The sequence below is a fragment of the Janthinobacterium sp. J1-1 genome (assembly GCF_030944405.1).
GTDB lineage: Bacteria > Pseudomonadota > Gammaproteobacteria > Burkholderiales > Burkholderiaceae_D > Janthinobacterium.
The window spans coordinates 4,399,185-4,417,781 of sequence record NZ_CP132339.1 but is presented as its reverse complement, the minus strand read 5'-3'; the positions used below and the strand labels follow the sequence as shown (position 1 = coordinate 4,417,781).

Below are 18,597 nucleotides of genomic sequence, written 5' to 3'. Positions count from 1 at the left end.
CGGTCAGCCACGCTGAGGCGCCCGGTCGGCGAGGCGGCCAGGGCCCTGGCCAGCGCCGCGCGCGCCGGCGCGGTCTTCGGCCGCGCCGATATCGGCCAGTTCCGCCGGCTGCAGCACGGTGGCCGTCAACATCATCACCGGGCCATACGGCGTATCGAAGAAAGCGGGAATGGTCGGCGCCGTGGCGTCGATCAGCACGCCCACCTGTTCATTCTCGTCTTCCAGGCCATCGGGCGGCGCTTGCAGGTCCAGCGCCATCGACACGCTGCCATGGCGCTCGACCAGCAAGTCGATCGAACCGTGATCGGCCACGTTCTGGCTCAATTGATATACCAGGTCGAACAGCCAGGAACCGGCGATATCATCGCCCTCGACGCTGGACAGGGGCGCCTCGACGCAGACCTCCACCAGGTAGCCGCGTGGCTCGAAGATATCGTCGTCGTCCTCGAACGGGTCGCTGAGGCCATCGCTGGCGATAATGATAGAACCGGGCCGGCGGATCACGCGCCAGGCCTGGCGCAGCGACGGCCAGCGCGGCCCGCCCATGAAGGACGGGTTCACCAGCGGCGCCAGCACATCGCCGTCGATGGCGCCCAGGCTGGCATAAAAGGCGTCGCGCGCGGCGCAGGCGTTGGCCAGCATCTGCGCGCCGGCCGCCTTGCCGACCACCGCGTGTTCCGACGGGACTATGTAGGGGATCTCTTCTTCGCTCATGTTTTCTCCACGGGTTGGACTTTCGAGGCGGCCAGCACGGCGCGCTGGCGCGCGGTATCGACATCGTCGGCGGTAGCCAGCGCCACGCCCATGCGGCGGCGCGCAAACGACTCGGGCTTGCCGAACAAACGCAGGTCGGCGCCAGGCACGCTCAAGGCGTCAGCCACGCCTTCGAAGGCGATGCCTTTCGCTTCCAGCTGGCCGTAGATCACGGCCGACGCGCCCGGCGAGCGCAGCGCCACGTTGACGGGCAAGCCCAGGATGGCTTTCGCGTGCAGTTCGAATTCGCTCTGCACCTGGCTGGCCATGGTCACCATGCCGGTGTCGTGCGGCCGCGGGCTCACTTCCGAGAACCAGACCATATCGTCCTTGACGAACAGCTCGACGCCGAACAGGCCCAGGCCACCCAGGTCATCGGTCACCTTGCGCGCGATCTCGCGCGAACGTTCAAGCGCCAGCGGCGCCATGCGCGCCGGCTGCCACGATTCCACATAGTCGCCCTGCACCTGCAGGTGGCCGATCGGCTCGCAGAACTGCGTCTCGACCTGGCCGGAGGCACCGATGGCGCGCACCGTCAGCAGGGTGATCTCGTAGTCGAAATCGATAAAGCCTTCGACGATCACCCGGCCCGTGTCGACCCGGCTACCGCTGGCCGCATACGCCCACGCGGTTTCCACCTCCGCCGCGCTGTCCAGCTTTGACTGGCCCTTGCCCGACGACGACATGACCGGTTTCACCACGCAGGGAAAACCGATTTCCTGGCAGGCCAGCTGCAATTCCTGCAAGCTGCTGGCGAAGCGGTACGGCGACGTCGCCACGCCAAGGTCTTCGGCCGCCAGACGGCGTATGCCTTCGCGGTTCATCGTCAGCTGGGCCGCGCGCGCGGTCGGAATGCAGGTGATCTGGCCGGCCGCCTCCAGCGCCGCCAGGGTATCGGTGGCGATCGCTTCGATTTCGGGCACGATCAGGTCAGGCTTTTCCAGATCGATCAGGGCGGCCAGCGCCACGCCGTCGCTCATGTCAATCACATGCGAGCGGTGCGCCACCGGATGGCCGGGCGCGTTCGGATAACGGTCGACCGCGATCACCTCCACCCCCAGGCGCTGCAGGGCAATGATCACTTCCTTGCCCAGTTCGCCGGAACCGAGCAGCATGACCTTGATGGCGGTGGAAGACAAAGGCGTACCGAAAGTGCGGGGCGTGCTGAGGGTGTTGGACATGGGTAATGGCGTGGGGCGTAGGGAAAGATGGCTGGAACTATAACAAATGCCGGCGCTCTTGGACAGCGCGCTTCCTGCCGTGCGGCGCACCGGCGGCACTTGCCAGCGCCCGCCGCCAATGCAATAATTGAGAATCATTCTCAATTATTGCACTCCTGACCCGCCATGCCCCCTGCCGCGCCGCCCGATCTGTCCGTCCTGTACAGCGCCCATCACGGCTGGCTGCAGGGCTGGCTGCGGCACAAGCTGGGCAGCGGTGCTGACGCGGCCGATGTGGCGCAGGACACTTTCATGCGCCTCCTGCAGCGCCGCGACCGTCCGCCAGCGGCGCTGCGCACCCCGCGCGCCTACCTGACGCGCATCGCGCAAGGCCTGGTGATCGACCATTACCGGCGCCGCGACGTGGAACAAGCCTACCTGCAGGCGCTGGCCTTTCATCCGGAACAGGTGGCGCCGTCGCCCGAAGCGCGTCTGCTGATCATCGTAACGCTGCTGCGGCTGGACACGGCGCTCGACGCCCTCAAGCCGCGCGCCCGCCAGGCATTTTTGCTGGCCCAGCTCGACGGCCTGGCCGGATCGGCCATCGCCGCGCGGCTCGATGTGTCGCTGGCCACCGTCGAACGCGACCTGGCCAGCGCCTGGCGCGCCTGCTACCGCGTGTACTTTTCCTGATGCGACAGGTCTCGCCGCAAGGACAGGACGATCCGGTCGAGCAAGCCATCGCCTGGGCCGTGCGGCTGCAACTGCATGGCCCGCTGCCAGCCACCTTGCAAGCCCTGCGGCAATGGCGTGACGCCGATGCCCGCCATGAAACAGCGTGGCAGCGCATCGCCGCCATGCAAGGCCAGCTCTCCGGCCTGCCGCCGGACGCAAGCCGCGCCACCTTGGACGCCAGCCTGGCGCGCCGGCGCCAGCGCCGCCAGTCGCTCAAGCTGGCCGCCGCCCTCGGCGTGGCCGGCACCGGCGCCTGGCTGGTGCTCGACAGCCGCGCCGACTACCACACCGGCACCGGCCAGCGCCTGGCCGTCACGCTGCCCGACGGCAGCCTGCTCAATCTCAATGCCGGCACCGCCGTCAACGTGCGATACGATGGCGCGCGCCGCCTGCTGACGCTGCTGCGCGGCGAAATCGCCGTCACCACCGGCATCGATGCGCTGCGCCGGCCGTTCCGGGTCGATACGGACACGGCCCGCATGCAGGCACTGGGCACGCGCTTTACCGTCCGCCGCCTTGAGGACGGCGCAGTGCCGCTGACGCGCCTGACCGTGCAGCAGGATGCCGTGCAGATGCAGGCGACGGCCGCCAGCGCGGAACCAGTGCTGGCGCGGGCGGGCGACGCGCTGCTGACCGATGGCGTGCGCATCTGGCGCGACCAGGACCGGCACGACGATCCGGCCGCCTGGCTGGACGGCGTGATCGTGGCGCGCGAGATGCCGCTGGGACGGCTGGTGGCGGAACTGGCGCGCCACCGCCACGGCCTGCTGCAGTGCGACGCCGACATCGCGCAGCTGCCAATTTCCGGCGTATTCCAGCTCGGCGATCCGGAACGGGCCTTGCGCGTGCTGCTGCAAACACAGGCCATCGTCGCCGTCTACCGCACGCGTTTCTGGGTCACCTTGAAAAAAGCGTAAAAAAGTTGAGGGGATCTGGCCGGCCCGCACGGCAACCAGTCAGACACCACTCACCTTGAAAGCGCCATGATCTCTTCTTCGATAAAACACCTTCCCTGCCGTTCCACCCTGGCCAGCGCCGTCGCCGCCGCCCTGTTGCTGCTGGCGGCGCCCGCCATGGCCCAGCAGGGCGCGGCGTACAGCGCCGTCTACTCCTTGCAGATCGCCGCCGGCCCGCTCGACGCGGCGCTGGAACAGCTGGCCCGCAAGGCCGGCCTGACATTGACCTACCAGGCCGGCGAGCTGCGCGGCTTGCACAGCGCCGGCCTGGCGGGCAGCCACGACGCCGAAACGGCGCTGCGCCTGCTGCTGGCAGGCAGCGGCCTGACGGCGGTACGCCTGGGGCCAGCCGACTTCGCCTTGCGTGCGCTGACCAAAACGGCCGACGCGATCCAGGGCGGCGAACAGAGCCTGGCCGAGATCACCGTCACGGCCGGCAACGCGCCGGTGCCGGAAACGGAAAACAGCGGCGCCTATGCGGCGGCGCTGGCCGGCACCGCCACCCGTTTCGTGCTGTCGCCGCGCGAAACGCCACAGTCGCTGACCGTCATCACGCGCCAGCAGATGGACGACCAGGGCATCGCCACCCTGGCCGACGTGCTGCAGCAGACGCCCGGCGTGACCGTCTCGCACGACGATTCCGAGCGCTACAACTACTATGCGCGCGGCTTCAGCCTGAATAGTTTCCAGTATGACGGCGTGCCCACCTTTGATTTTGGCACCAACTCGAACGGCCTGGGCATCCGCGACATGGCGATCTATGACCGGGTGGAAGTGGTGCGCGGCGCGAATGGCCTGATGAGCGGCGCCGGCAGCCCGGCCGGTGCCGTCAACCTGGTGCGCAAGAAGCCCACGCGCCAGTTCCAGGCCCATGCGCAGGTTAGCCTGGGCAGCGAAGACCGCTACCGGGCCGAGGCTGACCTGTCCGGCCCGCTCAATGCCGACGGCTCGCTGCGCGCGCGGCTGGTGGCGGCCTACCAGGATCATGGCTCGCATATCGATTACTACCGCCAGAACAAGACTGTGGCCTACGGCGTGATCGAGGCGGACCTGTCGCCACGCACAAAGGTGCTGGCCGGGCTAGACTACCAGAAGATCGGCTCGCAAGGCTCGTCTTTTGGCCAGAATCCGCTGTTCTACAGCGATGGCAGCCGCACCCGCTTTGCCCGCTCCTTCAATCCGGCCGCGCGCTGGACCGACGCGGGCAGCAACAGCACGCGCGTATTTGCCGCCGCGGAACACCTGTTCGACAATGGCTGGCAGCTGCGGGCCGAAGCGAGCCACTGGAAGGGCGATACGGACCAGCTGCAAGCCAATATCATCAGCTGGGGCCCCTATCCCGACCAGGCGACGGGCCTGGCCACATTGCAGCGCGGCGCCAAGACCTATGTCATCGACAGCAATTCGCTCGATGCCTATGCGACGGGGCCGTTCCAGTGGCTGGGGCGCCAGCATGAACTGGTGTTCGGCATCAATGCCAGCCACCGCGATTCCAACTACATCGCTTATGGCGGCGGCAATGTGGAGATCGACTATCGCCGCTGGAACAATGCCGTGCCACGGCCTGCGGCCATGCAGGTCAGCCTGACGCAGCAATATGCATTCAAGGAATACGCCGCCTATGGCGCGGCTCGCTTCAAGCCGACCGACGGCCTGTCGCTGATCGTCGGCAGCCGCCTCAATTCGTACGAACGCACGGGCGACCTGGTGTATGGCTGGGGCGGCACGGGACGCGATGACGCAAAGGAGAGGCACCAGCTGGTGCCGTATGCGGGCGCCGTCTACGACCTGAACGCCACCTATTCAGCCTACCTCAGCTACGCCAGCATTTTCGATCCGCAATCGGTCAGCGACGCCAACGCGCGGGCGCTGCCGCCCACCACCGGCGCCTCGTGGGAGAGCGGCATCAAGGGCGAGTTTTTCGACCGCAAGCTTGCCCGGCGCCTGGCGGCAACTGACGGTCGGCGCCAACCTGAACTGGCAGGGCCGCACCTGGTACAGCACCACCCTGACGGGCGATGTGCCGGCGCGCGCCGATGAAGGCAGCTTCGCCGTGGCCGGCCTGATGGCGCGCTACGTGGTCAACAGCCGGCTCAGCGCAGTATTGAACATCAACAATGTGTTCGACAAGATGTATTACAGCGGCTATGGCCTGTATGGCAGCGGCTATTATGGCGACCCGCGCAACGCACAATTAACGCTGCGCGCCAGTTTTTAACAGGGCACGCAAAAAACAGGAAGGCCAGAAATAGACGAACCGGCAAAGCATGTACCGGATCAAGTGCCAAACCAGGGTTCCCCGGGCCGCGACGCCGGCCCGCCGTTCTCAAGCTTTTCAACCAGAAAATCGATAAAAACGCGCAGCCGCGACGGCAGATGACTGCTGGCCGGCCACAGCAGCCAGAAGGTCGCCTGTTCCTGCGTATGGTCATCAAGCAGGCTTTCCAGCTGTCCCGCCGCCAGCTCACGCCCGACAGTGAACGCTGGCAGATAGGCGATGCCCTGCCCCTGCACAGCCAGGAACACGCGCATCTCCACGCTATTGCAGACCATCGCAGAAGCGGCCACGGGATCGCCGGGCGCCAGCGGCCATTGCTCAAGCCTGCCGGTGGCGGGAAAGCGATAATGCAGCTGTGCATGTTGCGCCAGCCCGGCCGGGGTGGCGGGACGGCCATGCCGGGCCAGGTATGCAGGCGCAGCCACCAGCAGGCGGCGAAACGTGCACAGGCGGCGCGACGCCAGGCCCGAATCGGCCAGCGCACCCGTGCGCACCACGACGTCGTAGCCGTCGCTGACGACATTGACCAGCGTATCCGAAAAATCCAGGTCCAGCTCGACGGCCGGATAGGCCCGCATGAAGGCCAGGATGGCCGTATCGAACAGGCCGCTGTAGCGTGGCAGGCTGATGCGCAGTTTCCCGCTGGGCCCCTTCGCTGAAGCGCTCAGTTCGTGCTCGGCCGCCTCCACCTCGGCCAGGATGCGCCGGCAGCGCGCCAGGAACTGTTCCCCTTCCACTGTCAGCGACAGATGGCGCGTGCTGCGCCGGAACAGGCGCGCGCCCAGCCGCGCCTCCATGCGCGCCACGCTTTTGCCCACTGCGGAAGACGACAAGCCCAGCTGGCGGGCGGTGGCCGAAAAACTGCCGCTGTCGGCCACCTGCACGAACATGGCGATACTGCCCAGGCTATCCATTTTATTCCCTTGTGACTAATTCAAGACATATTTGTCCGCTATGTTCGTCAGTCTAGCCCATTTTTCTGCAATCGCCGCGCCGCCATACTCTGGCATCTTCCTCTTGCCGCGAGTCGCCATGCATATTGTTTCCACCGCTTCCACCCGCCGCACCCTGTCGCTGCAAGTGCTGGCCGCCTGCCTGACGGGCCTGCTGATACCGCTCTCGTTTACCGGCCCGGCCGTGGCGCTGCCGGCCCTGAGCCAGGTGGCGGGCGCCAGTCCATTGGCCCTGAACTGGGTGCTCAACGCCTATATCCTCAGCTATGGCAGCGCCATGATGGTGGCCGGCAGCCTGACCGACCTGCTGGGCCGGCGCCGCGTTTGGTTGGCGGGCTTGAGCGTGTTCTGCCTGGCCACCGTCGCCATCGCCAGCGCGTCGTCCGTGCCCCTGATCGCCGCACTGCGTTTCGTGCAGGGCCTGGGTGGCGCGGCCGCGTTTGCCGCGGCCATGTCCTCGCTGTCACCGTTGTTCCAGGGCGCGGCGCGCAACCGGGTGATGAGTTTGCTGGGCACGACATTTGGCTTGGGCCTGGCCTTCGGTCCGCTGGCGGCCGGCGCCGTGCTGGCCGTGGCGCCCTGGCCGGCCATCTTCTATGCCACCGCCGCGCTCGGCGCGCTGGGGCTGTTGCTGGCCGGTGCCAGCGTGCCGCATGACCCGGCGCATGCCGGCAGCCGGCTGGACTGGCCCGGCGCGTTCACCTTCAGCGGCGCGCTGGGCCTGCTGACGGTGGCGCTGCTGCTGGCGCCCGAGCATGGCTGGCGCAGCCCATGGGTGCTGTGGCCGGCCCTGGCGGCCTTGCTGCTGTTCGCAACTTTCATACGTATCGAAAAAGGAACCGCGCAGCCATTGCTGGACCTGTCGCTGTTCCGCCAGCGCCAGTTTGTCGGCGTGCAGGTGCTGGCCGCCTCGCCCGCTTTCCTGTTTATCGTGCTGATCGTCATGCTGCCCGGGCGTTTCATCGGTGTCGACGGCATGGCGCCGCTGGCGGCCGGGCGCCTGATGATGGCCCTGGCCGCGCCGCTGTTGCTGGTGCCTGTGCTGGCCAGCATGCTGCTGCGCTGGTGGAGCCCCTCCTTCCTGTGCGCGGCCGGCTTGCTGCTGGCCGCCCTGGGCCTGGCCTGGCTGGCCATGGCCGGCGCGGCAACGTCCTGGGCGCTGCTGCTGATCGGCGCCGGCATCGGCCTGCCCTGGGGCTTGATGGACGCGATGGCCCTGAATGTGGTGGAAGCGGATCGGGCCGGCATGGCGACCGGCATCTTCAATACCGTGCGCGTCTCGGCCGACGGGGTGGCGCTGGCGGTGGCCGGCGCCGTGCTGGCCGGCCTGATCGGCATCAGCCTGGCGGAATCGCTGCCGGCAGGCCTGCCGTTGGCGCAAGCGGCCAGCCGCGCCGCGCTCGGCGATTTGCGGCAGGCCGCGCAACTGCTATCAGGCAATATGGACCTGCTGCGCGCCAGTTATGACGTGGCGTTCCGCCAATTATTGCTGCTGTTGTCAGCGCTGGCGGTGGCTACCGCGCTATTGCTGCCGTATTTGCTGCGCCAGGCGCGTCCTCAGGCGTCGAAACCGTAGGCGACGGCGACCAGCAGCAGGGCATTGTTGACGGCGCGGGCCAGGGCGGTGGTCGCATAGGCGGGCGCCACGCCCGGCTCGCGGTAGCGCAGGTAGACAAAGCTGAACATGGCGCCGGAACCGAGCGCGACGATTGCATGCAGCAAGCCGCCGCTCAGATAATGCACGATGCCCCACAGGATGGAACCGATAAAAATGCTCACTGGCTGGCCCACATGCAGACGCCGCAGGATTTCCAGCGGCAGCAGCTGGCCGAGAAAGGTTTCAAGGATGGGCGAATAGATAACGACCCAGAACAGCAGCAGCGGCAGCGACATTTCGCGCTGGAACCTGGCCAGCCCGGTATGCACTCCCCAGTACTGGGGCGGCAGCAGCGCCTTGGCGGCGGCCAGGATGGCAAAGCAGAGAATGCAGGTGAGCACGGCCCAGCCCATGGCGCCGAGAATATGGCGCAGCACCGGCACGCGGGCCTTCGGGAAGAAGTCCGGGCGGTCGACATCGTGACGCCGGTGCAACTGCATATGCGATCCTGGGTGCGCTGGTCCGGCCATCATTGTAGCGCGTAACAGCGGAACCGCGCGCACCTTGCCGCGCTTCGCAGGCTATGCCGCCAGCAGCAGCGGCCGGTGCCGGGCGTGGGCCAGCTTGAAGACGCCCACTTCCTGCTCCAGCTGCTGCGCCTGCTGCTGCAGCTGGTGCGCGGCGGCCGCCGCGTGCTCGACCAGCGCCGCGTTCTGCTGCGTGACTTTATCCATGTCGACGATGGCGCGGTTGATCTGCTCGATGCCGGCGCCCTGCTCCTGCGTGGCGAGGCTGATCTCGGCCATGATGCCCGTCACGCGGCCGATGCCGGCCACCACGTCATGCATGGTGGCGCCCGCTTTTTCCACCAGCACGGTACCGGTGCCGACCTTGCTGACCGAATCGTGGATCAGCGCCTTGATCTCGTGCGCGGCGGCGGCCGAGCGCTGGGCCAGGCTGCGCACTTCGGTGGCGACGACGGCAAAGCCACGGCCCTGTTCGCCGGCCCGGGCCGCTTCCACGGCGGCGTTCAGCGCCAGGATATTGGTCTGGAACGCAATGCCGTCAATCACGCCGATAATGTCGACGATCTTGTTCGACGAGGCGTTGATCAGGCCCATGGTCTGCACCACCTCGGCCACCGCCCTGCCGCCCTGCTCCGACACCTTGGACGCTTCGCGCGCCAGGTGATTGGCTTGCTGGGCGTTTTCCGCGTTCTGGCGCACGGTGGCAATCAATTGCTCCATCGACGAGGCCACCTCCTCCAGCGAACCGGCCTGCTGCTCGGTGCGCAGCGACAGGTCGCGGTTGCCCGAGGCGATATCGGTCGAGGCGGCCGCAATGTTTTCCGTGCCGCGGCGCACTTTGCCGACTATCGCCGACAGATTGTCGCGCATGGTCTTCATGGCGAACAGCATGCTGCTGTCGTCCCCTGGACGCGTCACCACTTCGATGCCCAGTTCGCCATGGGCGATGCGGTCGGCAATCGCCGCCGCATAGTCGGGCTCGCCACCGAGCTGGCGCAGCAACCGGCGCGTGATGACGGTGCCGACCACCACGCAGACCAGCACGCTGACCGCGGCCAGCACGGCCATCCAGCGTACCGACTGGCCATAGATGGCGTGCGCCGCTTCGCTGGCCTGTGCCGACTCGCGCTGCACCGATTTGAGCACCGCATCGATATCGGCCACGATCTGGCGCCGCAGGGGGCTGCAGTCATTGACCAGGAAAGTGCCGTACTCTTCCATCTTGCCGGCCTCGCGCAACTGGCGCGGGCGCAGCAGTTCCTGCGCCATGGCGTTCAGGCCGATGCTGACCTTGTCGAACTGCGGGTCGCCCTTGAACACCGGCGCGAGTTTCGACAACGCATCGAGGTACAGCGCTTTTTGCTGGTCGAGAATCGCCAGCTCCCTGCTGGCGGCCGCTTCATCGTGAAAAATATAGGCGTTGCGGGCCGCCAGGCCGGTCTGGTCGAGCGCCTCGCGCGCCACGTACAGCGGTTCGAGTTTTTGCTGCTGCACGGTTTCCTGGGCCTTCATGGCATTCGAAATGGCGCCGATGCGCAGCATGGCAAAAGCGGCCAGCACCAGCATCAGCGCCACCAGGGCCGCAAAGCCGAGGGTCAGGCGCATGCCGATGGTAAGACTACGTTGTGACTTCATGATTAATCCTGTTCCTGTAATAAACATGCTTGCCGGACACGGCGGCGTCGATGCGATAGGTGGTACAGCAGGCGATACGATGCAGGCGGTATCCTGGTATGGGATACAGGCCGGTGACTGGCGTTTTTTGGGCTGTCGGGGGTCTTGCCGAACGAGTGGCGCGGGTCTGGACCGGCGCTTTCTCTATAGGCGAAACTATAACTCATAGGAAACAAAAAAAGATTTTCAGAAACTCAATTTTGATGCCTAAAAGTACTATATATTTGCTTTTAGACAAAGTTTCAGCACTTATTTCTCTACAATGTGTGGCACTTCACTTAGCGCCAGGACGCGCTCCTGCCTTTTTGTCCATGCAGGCGCCAGCCGCGCATTCGACCCTGCCCCATGGCTGCGCGCATTAACTGGTTATAATTGCCCCATTCTTTACAATCGAGGTTGAGTATGAAGTGGGCCTTGCTGGGCATTTTTGTGTTTTCCGTTTTACATATCCATTTCCGGGGCAAGGTGCGCCTGCCGTTCCGGCGCCAGATTTTCGACCACTCGTCGTTCATGGCGCCGCTGAACCTGTTCATGCACACGTTTTCAAAAGTGCCGGCCACGCCCTACCTGGCCGTCTCCGACTTTCCCGAACTGGCGCCGCTGCAGCAGAACTGGCATATCATCCGCGATGAAGCGCTGCGCTTGCAGGAACTGAAAAAGATCAAGGCGGCCGAGAAGAACGACGATGTCGGCTTCAATTCCTTCTTCAAATACGGCTGGAAGCGTTTTTACCTGAAATGGTATGACGCCAGCCACCCGTCGGCACAGCAGATGTGCCCGCAAACCTATGCCCTGCTGCAATCGATTCCGTCGATCAAGGCCGCCATGTTTGCCGAACTGCCGTCCGGCGGCAAGCTCAACCCGCACCGCGATCCGTTTGCCGGCTCCCTGCGCTACCACCTGGGCCTGCAGACGCCGAACGATGACCGCTGCTTTATCGACGTCGATGGCGAGCGCCACAGCTGGCGCGACGGCCAGGCCGTGATGTTCGACGAAACCTATATCCACTGGGCCCGCAACGACGCCGACAGCGACCGCATCATTCTGTTCTGCGACATCGAACGCCCGATGCGTTTCCGCTGGGCGCAGGCGCTGAACCGCTGGCTGGGCCGCACCCTGATGACGGCGGCCGCTTCGCCCAACGAACTGGGCGACCAGGCCGGCGGCATCAGCAAGCTGTTCCGCATTTCGTGGGCCATGGGCCAGTACCGCCGCCGCTTCAAGGCCTGGAACAAGAACGCCTACAACCTGACGCGCATCGCGCTGGTGGTCGCCATCATTGCGCTGATCTACTATATCTGAGCGTGCTTGCGCATCAGAAATGACAAAACCGCCCACGGGCGGTTTTGTCATTTCTGGGGGATCATCATCGGTACATTGATCGGCAATCAACCATCGGTAGACTGCGTGAGCTGCTCCCACGCATCGATCTCGCGCCCAAGCTCGGCCAGCCTGCCCCGCACCAGCTGCAGCGCGTCGCTGCCCAGCAGCAAATGCGTCGGCGGCGCGAGCTCCTCGATAATGGCCAGTATCGCGCGCGCCGCCTTGCCAGGATCGCCCAGCTGCCTGCCGCTTTTCTCCTGCCGCGCTTGGCGAACCGGATCGAACAGGGCATCGTAGTCGGCAATCGAGCGGGCGGTGCGCTGCATCGAACGGCCGGCCCAGTCGGTGCGAAACGACCCTGGCGCGACGGCAGTCACCGCAATACCGAACGCCCGGACTTCCTTGGCCAGCGTGTCCGAAATGCCTTCCAGCGCGAATTTGCTGCCGCAGTAATAGGCGATGCCGGGCATCGTCAGGTAGCCGCCCATCGACGTGATGTTGACGACATGGCCGCGCCGGCGCGTGCGCATGTATGGCAACACGGCCTTGATCATGGCGACCGGGCCGAAGACGTTGACCTCGAACTGGCGGCGCATATCTGACAGCGGCGATTCTTCCAGGATGCCTTCGTGTCCGTAACCGGCATTGTTGACGAGCACATCGACCGCGCCGAGGTTTGCTTCGATCTCGGCGACGACGCCGTCGATGGCATCGAATTGCGTCACGTCAAGCAGGCGCGCGTGGGCACGCGCCGGACACAGGGCTTCGAACGCCGCCGCGGCCTGCGGATTCCTGACCGTGCCGACCACGCGGTGACCGTCCGCCAGCGCTTGTTCCGCAAGGGCGCGGCCGAAGCCGCTGCTGACGCCGGTGATCAGCAAGAGTTTATTGGATGCCATAGGGCCTTCTGCAAGTAAGTTAATGGAAATGGCATGTTATTCTTCAAGAATCGCTCCAATAAACCATGATCCGCTATATTTCTTGCCTAAAACTATGTTTCATCCGATAGCCGACTATCCACTCGACGACGCTGCCGGCCAGGCGCAGCGGCGCATGGTCGAACTGCTGCGCGCCTTGGCGCCGGCCGAAGGCTATAACCTCACCGCCCTGCCCAGCGTGCGGATACTGCGTTCCGATCGGGCCCTGACGCGCACGCCGGTACTCTACGATCCGGGCATCGTCATCGTTTGCCAGGGCTGCAAGCGCGGTTACTTCGGCGACAAACTGTATGTGTACGATGCGCAGCATTACCTGGCCGTGTCGGTTCCCGTACCGTTCGACATGGAAACGGATGCGACGCCGGCCCAGCCGCTGCTCGCGCTCTACCTGCACCTCGATTTCGCCATCACCGCCGAGCTGATGCTGCATATCGACCGCCAGGCCGTGGCCGAAGCGGCCCAGGCACCGCAGAGCATGCTGTCGAGCCCCATCGATACGGACATGCGCCTGTCGATCTTGCGTTTCCTGGAGGCCTTGAACCGGCCGCTGGAGGCGGTCGTGCTGGGACCGGGCCTGCTGCGCGAACTGTATTTCCGGGTGCTGACCGGCGCCCAGGGACGCGCGATGCGCGAGGCGCTGGCGCTGAAAGGCCAGTATGGAAGGATAGGCCGCGCGCTGCGCCGCATCCATGCCGCTTACGCGGAAGCGCTCGACCTGGCGCAGCTGGCGCGCGAAGCGGGCATGAGCATTCCGGCTTTCCACCACCACTTCAAGGCGATCACGCAGACATCGCCGATGCAATACCTGAAATCGACGCGGCTGCACCAGGCCCGCTTGCTGATGGTGCGCCAGGACCTGACGGCGGAAGCGGCATGCCACGCCGTGGGCTATACCAGTGCGTCGCAGTTCAGCCGGGAGTTCCGGCGGCTGTTCGGCCTGGCCCCGGCGGCGGAGGCCCGGCGCATGCGGGCGAGCTTTGCCATTCCGCCCACGTTTGCCGGCGTCGAGTTTGTTTCCTCACACTGACGGCCGCTGTTGGCCTATTTCACCGGCTCGACCGTCACCACCAGGCCGCTGCCGGTGGTTCTGATCTGCGTCGGCACGAACTGCACGCCCGCATAGCGCAGATCCTCGGGCTTGAAGGTGTAGATCGGCGTTTCATGCATCAGTTGGTCGGCCACCAGGCTGGCCACCTTGGCGAACTGGCGCTGCTGCGACTCATCCATTCCCTCGATATTGACCCGGTCCACGCTGGCGTCGGCGAGGTACACGGCATTGCGCTGCGGGTCGAGCCGCAGGCGCCCCGAGATGGCCAGGTTGCCGCGCCAGTGCTGGCGCACAAACGGCGGCGTCACGCTGGCGTCGACCGACAGCGCCACCCGCTCTCGTTCAGGCTGCAAGGACAATTGCGGATTGCTGACCTTCACCTCCAGCACCGACAGCACCCGCTTGTCGATCGGGAAACGGCGTTCCAGTCCCTGCTGCATCTTGGCGAGTGACAGATTGACGTCGCGCGGGCCGATCAAGGTCGAGCACGAGGCCAGCATGCTGCCGGCAAGCACGGCGATGGCGGCGGTTTTCAGGAAGGAGCGCTTGGAGGTGGCAGTCATGGAGGTTCTCGAATAAGTGGTCCGGCTATCTTACACAGCCGTTTGACGCAACACAAATCCGTGCCACCAATACCGTCGGATGCAGAAAAATAAGCTTTGACACCAGCCGTCCTGCCAGCCATGCTTTTGGGAACATATGCTGCGCTCACACTCCCAAGGGTCTACATGAACAAACTCGTACTGCCGATGGCACTCGTCGTCCTCGCTGCACTGAGCGGATGCGCTCATCACATGGCGAGGCATGAGGTGATCAATGGCGCGGCACCGATGGCGCGTGACGTGGTGTCGTCCGTCGAACCCGGCTTATTTACGCAGCATACTTTTACGGCATCGGATGGGACGGTGCTGCCGTACAGACTCCTGGCGCCACTGAACCCGGAGCCAGGCGTGCGCTATCCCCTGATACTGCAACTGCACGGCTCCGGCGGCATCGGCACCGACAACCTGCGCCAGCTCGATCGCCTGGCAAAATCCTGGGCCATGCCGGAGATACGCGCGCGATATCAAGCCTATGTCCTGGTACCGCAGTTTCCAGTCCGAAGCGCAAACTACGGCCCGCCGTCACCGGATCAATACGCCGAACACGCGACGGCCCTGGTCGCGGCGCTGGAACTGGTCGAAACATTCGCCCAACAACACCCGGTGGACGGCGCGAGAATCTATGCGCTCGGATTCTCGATGGGCGGCTCGGCCGCCTGGCTTGCGCCAACCTTGAAGCCAAACTTGTTTGCCGCCATCATGCCGGTCTCGGGCATCGCGCCAGCAAATAGCTCCGCGGAGCTGCTGCGGGACTTGCCGATCTGGGTCATGCATGGCAACGCCGATACCGAGAACCCGATTTTTGCCGACCTCAGGTTCAGCAAGCTGATTGAAAAACGCGGTGGCCAACGCATTTTCTTCAGGGAGTATGACGGCCTCGATCACCAGTTGCATGCCGATCTCTACCCTGGTTACTGGTGGCGAAACTGGCTTTTCGAGCAACATCGCGAGTGAAAAACGTGGTGCACAGATTCAACGTTCTTGTTTGGCCACCACAAAACAAATCGGGCGCAGACCTTGCGGTATGCGCCCGATGTTTCATTCTGTCCGCAAAGCGGAAACGCTTAGTGGACGAAGATGGCGATCAGGATCACGATCGGCAGCGGGATGCCCAGCAACAGCAAGAGGATGGAACGCATGGAGTTTCTCCTGTAATAAGGTAAATGATCAGATCGACACGTGGCGCAATACGCGCTCGTGGTCACGCTGGCGGCCGCCGAAGGTCGCTGCCAGGGCGGCGACAAAGGCGCCCAGCAGCAGGGCGACAAACATCCACAGGGCCGTATGGGCGCCAGCCTTGCGCGCCGTTTCGGCCGCTTGCTGGGCCTTGGCCTTGGCGTCGGCGGCAGCCTTGCTGGCGCGGCCATAGACGGCGTCGACACGGGCTTCCGCTTCGGCTTGCGTCAAGCCGGTACGCTTGGCCACCACCTGGCCCAGGTAGGCGCGGTCGTCGGCGGCCAGGGTGCCGTTCGACAGGCTCGATGCGAAGATGCGGCCGATTTCAACGCGCTGGTCGGCGGCGTTCACCGGTGCATCGGCAGCAGGCATGGCCGGCGCGCCGGTTGCCGTAGCCGGCGCAGGTGCCGAGCGCATCAGCATGTCCGAGAAATAATCGAGTGGATTAACGCCACTGCTGCCTTCGCTGGCATTCGATGCGGCTGCACCGGCACCGGCGGCCGCAGCTGGCGCAACCGCCGCCGCCACGCCCGTACCTGCGTCGATGGCGCCGCTCAGCACGGCGCGCGTGCCGCCGGCCAGCAAGGCCACCGTCAACAGGGTTGCCACGGCCCAGGCCAGCAAGCCGTGGGCGGTATCGCGGAAATGCACTTCATCGGTATGCACCGAGCTCCATTTGGCGCGCAGGCGGCCGGCCATGTAGCCGCCGATGCCGGACGCGGCCAGTTGCATGAACGCCAGCCAGGCGATGGTGCTCACGCCAATGGCGGTCGCATTGAACGACCATGGCGAGACGGATGACAAGCCCAGGCCGACGCCCAGGATCAGCAGGATGAAGGACAAGGCGGCGGCCGCTGCGGCGCCCGCGATGACGGCGCCCCAGGAGACGCCAGGTTGATTCAGGTCCGAGACGGACAATTGCGTAGCTTGCATGAGTTTCCCCTGTTATAAAAATATGGTGGTGTGATCAGGTGCCGGCGGCCAGCTGTTCCTTGCGGGCGGCCATTTCTTCGCCCAGCGCGTCGAGGTCGACGCCGGTCTTGCGCACCTTGGGAAACATGTCGCCCTCTTCTTCCTTGACGTGGTGCTCGATTTGCTCGGACAGCACGGTGACCTTGGCGTCATACAGGTCTTCGCTGGGGTCCATGGCGAGGATTTGCGCGATCAGTTCCTTGGCGCTGGCGTGTTCGACCACCGCTTCGTCCATCAGGTCGCCGTCATGGATGGGCCGGCGCACGGCCGGATAGAAGATTTCTTCTTCCACTTGGGTGTGCACGGTCAGTTCATGGCAGATTTGATCAGCAAGTTTTTTCTTGGTCGCGAAGGAACGGTCGCTCAAGCCTTCGTACTGGGCAAACAATGCCTTGACGTTCTTGTGGTCCTTCATTAATAAGCTGATTGCGTTCATGACGCCTCCTTGTAGTTGATGAGAACAAGGATGCCGCGCCGCGCCGCCAGCGTATGTGCGACGCCATACACAAACTTGATATTGATACATGCCGGGCAAGCAACCGCGGCTATTTGATGCCGTGGTGGTTCATCAGGTCGTACAGGGTCGGGCGGCTCACGCCCAGCAGTTCGGCCGCCTTGACGATATTGCCGTCGGCCCGCGCCAGCGCGCGCACCATGACCTTGTATTCGGCCGCGTCGCGCGCCTGGCGCAGGTTGATGCTCTCGTCCGGCGCCGGCGCGTGCGCATGCTCCGGCAAGCCCAGGTCGTCGACCGTGATGTGCGGGCCGTCGCACATGATGACGGCGCGCTTGATGCAGTTTTCCACTTCGCGCACATTGCCGGGCCAGTCATACGACTCGATCGCCTGCAGCGCGTCAGTGCTGAAATGCAGGCTGGCGCGCCCTTCGCTGGCGCAGAACTTGTTCTTGAAATGGTGGGCCAGCAAGGCGCTGTCGCCGGCCCGCTCGCGCAGCGGCGGAATGCGCAGCACGATTTCGCTGAGGCGGTAATACAGGTCTTCGCGGAAACGGCCCTGGCCTGCCAGCGCCTTGAGGTCCTGGTGCGTGGCGCAGACGATGCGCACATCGACCGCGATCTCGCCGCGCCCGCCCACCCTTTCGATCACGCGCTCCTGCAAAAAGCGCAGCAATTTCGCCTGCAGCGCCAGCGGCATGTCGCCGATCTCATCAAGAAAAAACGTGCCGCCGTGGGCCAGTTCGATCTTGCCCAGGGTTTGCCGCGCCGCACCGGTAAACGCGCCCCGCTCATAACCGAACAGCTCGCTTTCCAGCAGGTGCTCGGGAATCGCCGCGCAATTGATGGCGACAAAACGCTGGCCGCTGCGGCTGCTGAGCGCATGCAAGCCGCGCGCGATCAATTCCTTGCCGCTGCCCGAGTCGCCCAGCAGCATCACGCTGGCCGACGAGGGCGCCACTTTTTCCACGCTGCGGCACAGCTTCAGCATGCCGGGGTCGCGGCTGACGATGCCGGCCAGCGGCGAATCGGCCTGGGTCTGCAGCATGCGGCGGTTTTCCTGCTGCATCGCGTGCAGATAAAAGGCGCGCGCGATCACCAGGCCCAGCATGTCGGCATCGAACGGTTTCTGGTGAAAATCATAGGCGCCCAGGGCGATCGCCTTTAACGCATGCGCGCGTTCCTGGTTGCCCGACAAGACGATGATCTTGGTGTCGGGCGCCAGCGCCAGGATCTGCTGCAAGGTGGCCAGCCCTTCGGTGGCGCCGTCCGGGTCGGGGGGCAGGCCCAGGTCCATCGTGACGACGGCCGGCTGGTGGCGCCTTGTTTGCGCCAGCGCCGCCTCGCGCTCGCCCGCCAGCAGCACCTCGTAGCCGTCAAAACTCCATTGCAACTGCTTTTGCAGGCCGGGATCGTCTTCGATCACCAGCAGTTTCTGCTTGCCCATGCGG

Annotated in this window: 18 protein-coding genes; 8 read left to right on the top strand and 10 right to left on the bottom strand. The window is 65.0% G+C overall.

The window, feature by feature from the left end:
- Positions 1-3: 3 nt before the first annotated feature.
- The gene (locus Q8L25_RS20140) at positions 4-714 is read right to left on the bottom strand and encodes a hypothetical protein (protein WP_308921068.1); all 711 of its coding nucleotides are present in this window, start codon (positions 712-714) and stop codon (positions 4-6) included.
- A complete protein-coding gene (gene purT, locus Q8L25_RS20135; RefSeq protein ID WP_308921067.1) occupies positions 711-1,934 on the bottom strand; it encodes a formate-dependent phosphoribosylglycinamide formyltransferase in 1,224 nt (407 codons plus the stop codon). Before purT ends, Q8L25_RS20140 begins: the two co-directional genes overlap by 4 nt.
- Positions 1,935-2,099: 165 nt before the next feature.
- Here purT and Q8L25_RS20130 point away from each other — a divergent pair, with 165 nt between their 5' ends.
- From Q8L25_RS20130 to Q8L25_RS20115, 4 genes are all read left to right on the top strand, one after another.
- Positions 2,100-2,606, top strand: a complete 507-nt coding sequence (locus tag Q8L25_RS20130; protein WP_308921066.1) for a sigma-70 family RNA polymerase sigma factor — start codon at positions 2,100-2,102, stop codon at positions 2,604-2,606.
- Complete coding sequence (locus Q8L25_RS20125; RefSeq protein WP_308921065.1) at positions 2,606-3,565, top strand: FecR domain-containing protein; 960 nt, start codon at positions 2,606-2,608, stop codon at positions 3,563-3,565. Before Q8L25_RS20130 ends, Q8L25_RS20125 begins: the two co-directional genes overlap by 1 nt.
- Positions 3,566-3,631: 66 nt before the next feature.
- Complete coding sequence (locus tag Q8L25_RS20120; RefSeq protein WP_308921064.1) at positions 3,632-5,644, top strand: TonB-dependent siderophore receptor; 2,013 nt, start codon at positions 3,632-3,634, stop codon at positions 5,642-5,644.
- Positions 5,538-5,822, top strand: a complete 285-nt coding sequence (locus Q8L25_RS20115; protein ID WP_308921063.1) for a TonB-dependent receptor — start codon at positions 5,538-5,540, stop codon at positions 5,820-5,822. Before Q8L25_RS20120 ends, Q8L25_RS20115 begins: the two co-directional genes overlap by 107 nt.
- Before the next feature lie 59 nt (positions 5,823-5,881).
- Here the strand turns inward: Q8L25_RS20115 and Q8L25_RS20110 are convergent, their stop codons facing one another.
- Complete coding sequence (locus tag Q8L25_RS20110; RefSeq protein WP_308921062.1) at positions 5,882-6,796, bottom strand: LysR family transcriptional regulator; 915 nt, start codon at positions 6,794-6,796, stop codon at positions 5,882-5,884.
- A 118-nt stretch (positions 6,797-6,914) separates the two neighbouring features.
- Here Q8L25_RS20110 and Q8L25_RS20105 point away from each other — a divergent pair, with 118 nt between their 5' ends.
- Complete coding sequence (locus Q8L25_RS20105) at positions 6,915-8,411, top strand: MFS transporter (RefSeq protein ID WP_308921061.1); 1,497 nt, start codon at positions 6,915-6,917, stop codon at positions 8,409-8,411.
- On the opposite strand, the gene Q8L25_RS20100 is transcribed toward Q8L25_RS20105, so the two are convergent.
- Both Q8L25_RS20100 and Q8L25_RS20095 read right to left on the bottom strand, forming a co-directional pair.
- Positions 8,393-8,932, bottom strand: a complete 540-nt coding sequence (locus Q8L25_RS20100; RefSeq protein WP_308921060.1) for a type II CAAX prenyl endopeptidase Rce1 family protein — start codon at positions 8,930-8,932, stop codon at positions 8,393-8,395. The genes Q8L25_RS20105 and Q8L25_RS20100 overlap by 19 nt on opposite strands.
- A gap of 81 nt (positions 8,933-9,013) precedes the next feature.
- Positions 9,014-10,594 (bottom strand): methyl-accepting chemotaxis protein, encoded by a 1,581-nt coding sequence (locus tag Q8L25_RS20095; RefSeq protein WP_308921059.1) that lies wholly within the window; start codon positions 10,592-10,594, stop codon positions 9,014-9,016.
- A 441-nt stretch (positions 10,595-11,035) separates the two neighbouring features.
- Between Q8L25_RS20095 and lpxO the strand changes: the two genes are divergently transcribed.
- Positions 11,036-11,935 (top strand): lipid A hydroxylase LpxO, encoded by a 900-nt coding sequence (lpxO, locus tag Q8L25_RS20090; protein ID WP_308921058.1) that lies wholly within the window; start codon positions 11,036-11,038, stop codon positions 11,933-11,935.
- Positions 11,936-12,021: 86 nt separating this feature from the next.
- Here lpxO and Q8L25_RS20085 read toward each other — a convergent pair whose 3' ends face one another.
- Entirely contained in the window at positions 12,022-12,855 is an 834-nt protein-coding gene (locus Q8L25_RS20085) for an oxidoreductase (protein ID WP_308921057.1), read from the bottom strand.
- A 94-nt stretch (positions 12,856-12,949) separates the two neighbouring features.
- Between Q8L25_RS20085 and Q8L25_RS20080 the strand changes: the two genes are divergently transcribed.
- Positions 12,950-13,921: an AraC family transcriptional regulator gene (locus tag Q8L25_RS20080; protein ID WP_308921056.1), complete on the top strand. Its 972-nt coding sequence runs from the start codon at positions 12,950-12,952 to the stop codon at positions 13,919-13,921.
- A gap of 14 nt (positions 13,922-13,935) precedes the next feature.
- On the opposite strand, the gene Q8L25_RS20075 is transcribed toward Q8L25_RS20080, so the two are convergent.
- Positions 13,936-14,505 (bottom strand): DUF1439 domain-containing protein, encoded by a 570-nt coding sequence (locus Q8L25_RS20075; RefSeq protein ID WP_308921055.1) that lies wholly within the window; start codon positions 14,503-14,505, stop codon positions 13,936-13,938.
- 165 nt (positions 14,506-14,670) lie between these two features.
- Between Q8L25_RS20075 and Q8L25_RS20070 the strand changes: the two genes are divergently transcribed.
- The gene (locus tag Q8L25_RS20070) at positions 14,671-15,498 is read left to right on the top strand and encodes an alpha/beta fold hydrolase (RefSeq protein WP_308921054.1); all 828 of its coding nucleotides are present in this window, start codon (positions 14,671-14,673) and stop codon (positions 15,496-15,498) included.
- A gap of 213 nt (positions 15,499-15,711) precedes the next feature.
- Here Q8L25_RS20070 and Q8L25_RS20065 read toward each other — a convergent pair whose 3' ends face one another.
- From Q8L25_RS20065 to prsR, 3 genes are all read right to left on the bottom strand, one after another.
- Positions 15,712-16,653, bottom strand: a complete 942-nt coding sequence (locus Q8L25_RS20065) for a hypothetical protein (protein WP_308921053.1) — start codon at positions 16,651-16,653, stop codon at positions 15,712-15,714.
- A 34-nt stretch (positions 16,654-16,687) separates the two neighbouring features.
- Positions 16,688-17,128, bottom strand: coding sequence for a hemerythrin domain-containing protein (locus Q8L25_RS20060; RefSeq protein ID WP_308921052.1), 441 nt, complete (start codon positions 17,126-17,128; stop codon positions 16,688-16,690).
- Between the two features lie 109 nt (positions 17,129-17,237).
- The gene (gene prsR, locus Q8L25_RS20055) at positions 17,238-18,593 is read right to left on the bottom strand and encodes a PEP-CTERM-box response regulator transcription factor (RefSeq protein WP_308921051.1); all 1,356 of its coding nucleotides are present in this window, start codon (positions 18,591-18,593) and stop codon (positions 17,238-17,240) included.
- Between the last annotated feature and the right edge of the window lie 4 nt (positions 18,594-18,597).